The following is a 7,758-nucleotide window of genomic DNA, read 5'->3' on the forward strand; positions in this document are numbered from 1 at the left end:
TACCACTGGTGTAAATTTTCTCTTTTTGACTAGTCCTATTTATATGCTAACATCAGGTTTGGAAGTTCAAATTGTAGAATGCAGTTGTTAGAGGAAATGAGACAATCTGGTTTTTATCTAAAATCGGCAGAAGATAATTGTGAACATTTTGCGATTATTGATCAGGAAATTGTATGGTATGGAAATATAAATTTATTAGGTAAACAAGATGTAGAAGATCATATTATGCGGATTCAAAGTAAAGAAATCGCAAGTGAACTTATGGAAATGACTTTTGGGAATAGTTTATATAATTATTTGAATAACTTCTAGAAATTTTCCTAGAAGTTTTTCTATTTGTGATAAAATAATGGGCAGGTGATATTTGATGAGTGAAAAAAGAGAAGGTTACCAATTTGTTGGTTGGTATATAGATAAAGAGTGTACAAAAAGATTAAATCCAGGTGGGGTGCTTCCTCATTCTGTGACTTTATATGATAAATGGATTCCTATTTGGTATCCCATTGAATATGATGTGGACGGCGGAGTTATGTCGCGTCGTAATCCAAGATATACATGTATTGAATCGGAAGAATTATTGTTGTATCCGGCATTTAAGAAGGGCGTTATGTTTGTAGGTTGGCAGTTGAATGGTGAAATTATAACGAGTGTACCAGCAGGCATTCATGAACCTGTTATATTGACAGCTATTTATAAAGAATGTCCAGTTATCCACTTTGAAACGTGTGGTGGAGCCAATTATATGGATGTATGTACGGATGAACATGGTTTATTGGAGGATTTAAAGCCGCCAGTTCGAGTTGGATATACCTTTGATGGATGGTTCTGGGATTGTGATTATCGTTGGCGTTATAACTTGGATGAACCCATTCATGAGTCTTGTACTTTATATGCTCATTGGCAAGTAAGTCAATATAAGATTACATATGATTTAAATGGTGGACTAAGTAGTCGAAGAAATCCAAAGTCATATACGTATTTTTCGGATACGATTCATTTGTTGCCGGCAACAAAGCCAGGATATGAATTTGTGGGTTGGTTTGATGAAAGAGGAAATGAGTTAAATGTCATTCGTGAGCATTCAATGGGGAATAAGCATTTAATTGCACAGTTTAGAAAGAGGGAATTGAATTAGTATGCAAAATCCATTAGGGTATGAAAAAGAGTCATCATTATTAAAAAAGTTTGCGATACCAAGTATTATCTCAATGCTTGTATCGTCACTATATAACATTGTGGATCAAATCTTTATTGGTCAAGGTGTTGGTTTTCTAGGAAATGCGGCAACCAATGTAGCTTTTCCATTGACAACAATTGCACTTGCGATTGCATTGTTGATTGGGATTGGTTCAGCAAGTTTATTTAGTTTATATCTAGGTGAAAAGAAGCCAGAACGATCAAGTAGTATTGCTGGGAATGGTATTAGTATGTCTGTTCTTTGCTCAGTAATCTATGTTGTTTTAGTACTTGTATTCCTTGAACCACTATTAAAATCGTTCGGGGCTACAATTACAATTATGCCTTTGGCACTTGAATATACACGAATTACAACTTTGGGTGTTCCGTTTTTGATTACGACAAATGTGATTAGTAACTTGATTCGTGCAGACGGGTCACCAAAATATTCAATGATATGTATGGTTGCGGGTGCTGTTGTGAATACTATATTAGATCCTTTGTTTATTTTTGTGTTTCATATGGGTGTCGCTGGAGCTGCCATTGCTACAGTAGCTGGTCAAGTGATTTCATTTTTTATTGCTGCCTGGTATATTAAGAGTTTTCAACACATTGAATTTAATAAAAAGAGTTTACATATTTGTTTGAAGGATACAAAGGAAATGGCAACCATTGGAATGAGTGCTTCACTAAATCAGATCGCGATTTTGTTTGTGCAAATCGTATTAAATAATTCATTGACGTATTATGGACAGTTTACTAAGTTTGGTAGTGATATTCCTTTAGCTGCATGTGGCATTGTGATGAAAACCAATGCGATATTATTAGCTATCATCATTGGTATTTCGCAAGGTATGCAGCCAATCATTGGATTTAATTATGGAGCGCAAAAATATGAGCGTGTTAAAAAGACGTTCAAGCTTGCGATAAGTGCAAATTTGGTTGTTTCATTTATTGGTTGGGCCTTATTTCAATTCTGCACAAGTACTGTATTATCAATATTTGGATCAGGGGATGCGAACTATTTTGAATTTGCGACAATGTTTATGCGAATCTATCTAATGCTAGTATGTATTGATGGAGTACAGATGTTATCGTCTAGCTTCTTTTCGTCAATTAAAAAAGCATATTTAGGAATGTTTTTGTCTATGACTAGACAAGTATTATTTTTGATTCCACTTGTTTTGATTTTACCTAAATTTTTTGGGTTGAATGGAATCTTATACGCGGCTCCCATTGCGGATTTTGTAGCCTTTGTAGTATCGGTTATTTGTATTTTAGTTGAATTCAAGAAGTTAAATGAATTAGAAAAAAGTAGGAAAACAAATTCTCTGTAAAAGGAGAGTTTTTTTCTTTAAATGACATTCTACGGATTCTGTATTTTAGAAATGCGTAGAATTGATTATTATCGATATTTATGGTAGAATACTAATGTTTCGCATGGAGGTATAAGTGAACGCATATTATCATTCTTTAATCGAAGAAATAAAAAAAGAGATAGATGAAAAAAGTTATGCCCAGGCGTACGAATTGATTTGTCAGGAACTGAACATGCCTTATGTTCCAAAGGATGCATTGGAGTTATTGGAATATTATAAGTCTGAATGTAAACCTTATTTGGAACAAAAGAGTAAGAGTATGGATTTCAGTAAGTTACAGGATTATGTTCATGGTACTCTAGAACAAAAAATCTATGCGATTTCTATTTTAGAAAACATGAATCTAAGAATGTGTCATGATGAAGTTCAGGAATTACTAGATTCAGATTTACCTGATGAATATAAGGGTACATTGATTGAAGCTTTAATGGAGCAGAAAATTGATGATCCGTTTGATTTGATAAAATCCGGGTTGAACATTACGTTTATACCAAGTGCTATTTTACCTATGGAGCAAGATCAGTCAATCAGTGAGGCTAGCTCATTATTCGAAAGTTGGTTTACAAATGAGGATCCTACTATGATTCAATTTTGTATGTCCCTTTTGATGCAGTTAGTTTTATATGAAAGACCATTCGATCAAGAAGACAAAGATCCTTACCAGCTTGCGAAAGGTATTTGTAGACTTGTGTATGATGCAATGCAGAAATCCGATGAATGGCCTGGTTTTGTTAAAAAACAAGGTCTTGAAAGAATTGAGGATATTGAGTTATCCATTGAAAAGCGAGGAGAAAACAATGACTAGTACTTGGACTTTGAAAGAAAATTCTACTGGTGAATTAGAAGTAACAGTAGAAGGTGAAGCTTGGAAAAAAGCACAGAAAAAAGCATTAAACTATGCTAAATCTCACATGAATTTGAAAGGATTCCGTCAAGGACAAATTCCTGATGCTTTAGTTAAAAAACAACTTTCTTCAAAAGCATTATATGATATGGCTAGTGAAGAAGTAGCTAATGAAGCATTATCAGAAGGAATCAAAGAACACAACATCGATTTAGTAGCTCGTCCTACTTTAGATGTTAAAGAAGCTGATGATGAAAAAGCCGTATTAGTATTTACATGTACAGTACTTCCTGAAGTAACTTTAGGTGAATACAAAGGATTAGATATCAAAAAAGCGGATGTAGAAGTTACAGAAGAAGATGTTGAAAACGAAGTTAAACGTGTTCAAGATCGTTATGCTGACTGGGTTGTTCGTGAAGATGACGATGCTGCTCAATTAGGTGATCAAGTAGTTATCGATTTTGTTGGAACAAAAGATGGTGTAGCATTTGAAGGTGGATCTGGAGAAAACTATCCATTAGAACTTGGTTCAGGATCATTCATTCCAGGTTTTGAAGAACAATTAGTTGGAGTTAAGAAAGGTGAAGAAAAAGACGTTGAAGTTACTTTCCCTGAAAACTACCAAGCAGCTGAACTTGCTGGTCAACCTGCAACTTTCCACTGCACAGTTCACGAAGTAAAATATAAAGATCTTCCTGAATTAAATGATGAATTAATCAAAAAATTAAAAATTGAAAATGTTGAAACAGTAGATGCTTACAAAGAAAAAGTAAAAACTGATTTAACTGCTCAAAAAGAAAGAGAAGCTGAAGAAAATTTCACAAATGAATTGTTAGGAAAAGTTTGTGACAACGCTAATGTTGAAATCCCTGCAGTAATGATTGATGCTGAAGTTGATCGTATGTACAAAGAATTCGAAGGTCGTATGCAACAATCTGGATTCACTGCTAAACAATTCTTAGAAGCAACTCACCAAACTGAAGAAGCAATCCGTGCTCAAATGAGTCCAGAAGCTGCTGCTCGTGTTAAAACTCAGTTAGTATTAGAAGCTATCGTTAAAGCTGAAAGCATTGAAGCTAGTGATGAAGATGTAGAAAAAGAATTTACTACAATGTCTGAAATGTATAACATGGAAGTAGAAAAAATCAAATCATTGATTTCTCCAGAAAGTATTAAAGCAGATTTAGCAAATCAAAAAGCATTAGACTTCATTAAAACTTCTGTAAAGTAGTATAATGTAAAAGAAAAAAGACGCTTAGCGTCTTTTTCCATATTTAATATAAGGAGGTTTTCGTATGGAATTAAATACCTATCCTTTAGTTTGTACCAGAGGGGTTGTCCTATATCCAAATCAAGAAATTGTGATTGATGTAGGAAGAGATACTTCTGTACATGCTGTTGAAAATGCGCAGGATAATTATGATAAAAAGATTTGTTTATTTTCTCAAAAAGAACTTGAAAAAGAAAATCCTGGAAAAGAAGATATATATCCTGTAGGAACTTTATGCGAAGTTCGTCATATTCGTCGTTTTGATAACTTTTTACGTGTAAAGTTTCGTGGAATTAAGCGTGTTAAGCTAAATAATTGGATCAATGGAAGCCTAAGTGATTTAGCCGAAGTTGAAATTCTTGAAAGCGAAAAGCAGGACGCTGTCGAAGAAGAAGCTTTGATTCGTATGATTGCAGATGAACTTGATCGTATGCAAGGACAAGATCGTTTTGTGACTAAAGAAATTGTTATGGAAATTTCAAAGGGTATGGGCGGTGAATTCTTAAGTGATAAAGCTGTTCAAGGATTGCCTTTAGATATTGAAAGAAAACAACAGTATCTTGAAACATTAGGGGTGAATGATCGTCTAATGATGTTGCTTCAAGATATGGCTAAAGAGAAAAAGATGAGTGAAGTTGAACAACAAATCAACGAAACTGTCAAAGAAAGAATTGATCAAGGACAAAAAGATTACTATCTTCGTGAAAAGATGAATGTCATTCGTGAAGAATTAGGGGATACAGTTGCCCAAGATGAAGATGCGGCTAAGATTCGTAAGCGTTTAGCTGAAAATCCATACCCAGACTACATTAAGAAAAAGGTATCGGACGAAGTGAGTCGTTATGAAATGCTACCTATGGCAAGTGGAGAAACAGGTGTCATTAAATCTTATATTGATTGGTTAATGGATCTTCCTTGGTGGCAAGAAACGAAGGACAATGAAGATTTAAATGAAGCTGAAGCTATTTTAAACGCAGATCACTATGGTCTAGAAAAAGTAAAAGAACGTATTCTAGAGTATTTGGCTGTTAAACAAATGACAAATTCATTGAATGCACCAATTATTTGTTTGGTAGGTCCTCCAGGAGTTGGTAAAACGTCTTTGGTAAAAAGTGTTGCTAGAGCTTTAGATCGTAAATTTGTGAAAATGTCACTTGGTGGTGTTCGCGATGAAGCAGAGATTCGTGGTCACAGAAGAACATATTTAGGAGCTTTACCTGGACGTATCATTCAAGGTATGAAAAAGGCAGGCGTTACGAATCCAGTATTCTTGATTGATGAAATTGATAAAATGGCAAGTGATTATAAGGGGGATCCATCAAGTGCAATGCTTGAAGTATTGGATCCTGAACAAAATTCAGTATTCTCAGATCACTATATTGAAGAGCCTTATGATTTATCAAAAGTGTTGTTTATCGCGACGGCAAACTATTTAGAAAATATTCCACCTGCATTAAGAGATCGTTTGGAAATTATCGAATTATCAAGCTATACAGATGCAGAAAAGGTTCATATTGCCAAGGATCACTTAGTTCCTAAACAAATAGAATTAAATGGTTTAAAAGCGTCTCAGTTAAAAATTGATGATGATATGTTACTATATTTAATTCGTTACTATACTCGTGAAGCGGGAGTTCGTTCTTTAGAGCGTACAATTGCGACAATTTGCCGTAAAACAGTATTGGCTATCTTAAAAAACAACAAACGTAGCATTAAATTGACTAAAAAATTAGTTCATGAGTGGTTGGGTAATGAAAAAGTTGATTATGGTAAAAAAGAAAAGAAAGATCAAGTTGGAACTGTAACAGGACTTGCCTATACAAGTTTTGGTGGGGATATCCTTCAAATCGAGGCAACTCGCTTTACAGGTAAAGGAAGACTTGTTCTTACTGGACAATTAGGTGATGTCATGAAGGAAAGTGCTAGTATTGCGCTAGACTATGTTCGTACGCATGCAAATGAATTCAAAATTGATCCTAAATTGTTTGAAGAAAATGATGTACATATTCACGTACCAGAAGGTGCGGTTCCTAAAGATGGACCAAGTGCTGGTGTTACAATGACAACGGCATTGGTATCTTGTTTCTCTAATATTCCAGTTAAGGCGAATTTAGCTATGACTGGTGAAGTTACACTTAGAGGAAATGTTCTTCCTATTGGTGGATTGAAAGAAAAATCATTGGCAGCACATCGTTCTGGAATTGATACGATCTTGATTCCAAAAGAAAATGTAAAAGACTTAGATGATATACCTCAAGAAGTAAAAGATGCAGTTACTTTTATTCCTTGTTCAAATGTATCTCAAGTGTTACATAACGCATTGGTAAAATAGTATGATCAGTGAATTTGTGATTAGTGCTGTTGAAAAAGAACAATGGCCAGAATCTGATTTACCAGAAGTTGTAGTCGTTGGACGTAGTAACGTTGGAAAATCAAGCTTTATTAATGCATTGACTAATAAGAAAAAACTTGCCTATGTAGGAAATACACCAGGTAAAACACGTTTAATCAATTTCTTTAAGATTGATGATACTTGGATGTTAGTGGATGTTCCTGGATATGGTTATGCGAAAATGTCTAAACAAATGCTGATCAAGATGGGTAAAATGATGGATACATACTTTAACCAAAGAGAGCAGATTTGTTGTGTTGTACAACTTGTCGATGCAAGACATGGCGCCACGCATGATGATTTAGATATGATCGAAATGATTCAAAGTCTTGGAATTCAAATCGTTATTGTAGCTACAAAAGTTGACAAGATTCCTAAGACAAAACGTGTTCGTGCGTTGAAAGATATTTCTCAACAGCTTCATTTGCCAATGAAAAACATCTTTGGGATTAGTAGTACAGAAAAAACAGGTTTTGAACCTGTCTTAGAAAGAATCAATGAAATAGTAGAACAGGCTAAAAAATAGTCTGTTCTTTTATAATGCAATCTGAGAACACTCGTGACTTTAGTCATGAGATGAATTAGATATGCAGATGTTATATAAATAATTCAAAAATAAATGATAAATATAGTGCTTTGAATATATACATATGTTATAATATAGATGAGGTAAAAACATATGGAAGTTGTTAAAGGA

Annotated in this window: 7 protein-coding genes; all 7 read left to right on the plus strand. The window is 34.3% G+C overall.

Features of this window, described 5'->3' with window-relative positions; translation table 11 throughout:
• Window positions 1–78: 78 nt before the first annotated feature.
• The 7 genes from KTQ83_RS10525 (at window position 79) to yihA (ending at window position 7,587) form a co-directional block, all read left to right on the plus strand.
• On the plus strand, window positions 79–312 hold the full coding sequence (locus KTQ83_RS10525; protein WP_217256782.1) for a phospholipase D-like domain-containing protein: 234 nt from the start codon (window positions 79–81) through the stop codon (window positions 310–312).
• Window positions 313–367: 55 nt separating this feature from the next.
• Window positions 368–1,135 (plus strand): InlB B-repeat-containing protein, encoded by a 768-nt coding sequence (locus KTQ83_RS10530; protein ID WP_186998675.1) that lies wholly within the window; start codon window positions 368–370, stop codon window positions 1,133–1,135.
• A gap of 1 nt (window position 1,136) precedes the next feature.
• Complete coding sequence (locus KTQ83_RS10535) at window positions 1,137–2,513, plus strand: MATE family efflux transporter (RefSeq protein ID WP_217285042.1); 1,377 nt, start codon at window positions 1,137–1,139, stop codon at window positions 2,511–2,513.
• 115 nt (window positions 2,514–2,628) lie between these two features.
• Window positions 2,629–3,360, plus strand: coding sequence for a DUF3196 family protein (locus tag KTQ83_RS10540; protein WP_186998673.1), 732 nt, complete (start codon window positions 2,629–2,631; stop codon window positions 3,358–3,360).
• Window positions 3,353–4,630: a trigger factor gene (tig, locus tag KTQ83_RS10545; protein ID WP_117573153.1), complete on the plus strand. Its 1,278-nt coding sequence runs from the start codon at window positions 3,353–3,355 to the stop codon at window positions 4,628–4,630. Before KTQ83_RS10540 ends, tig begins: the two co-directional genes overlap by 8 nt.
• Window positions 4,631–4,694: 64 nt before the next feature.
• A complete protein-coding gene (gene lon / locus KTQ83_RS10550; RefSeq protein WP_117924689.1) occupies window positions 4,695–7,001 on the plus strand; it encodes an endopeptidase La in 2,307 nt (768 codons plus the stop codon).
• Window position 7,002: 1 nt separating this feature from the next.
• Window positions 7,003–7,587: a ribosome biogenesis GTP-binding protein YihA/YsxC gene (gene yihA, locus KTQ83_RS10555; protein WP_118012332.1), complete on the plus strand. Its 585-nt coding sequence runs from the start codon at window positions 7,003–7,005 to the stop codon at window positions 7,585–7,587.
• The last annotated feature ends 171 nt before the right edge of the window (window positions 7,588–7,758 follow it).

Origin of the sequence: Holdemanella porci (genome assembly GCF_019052655.1) — a bacterium.
GTDB classification, from domain to species: domain Bacteria; phylum Bacillota_I; class Bacilli_A; order Erysipelotrichales; family Erysipelotrichaceae; genus Holdemanella; species Holdemanella hominis.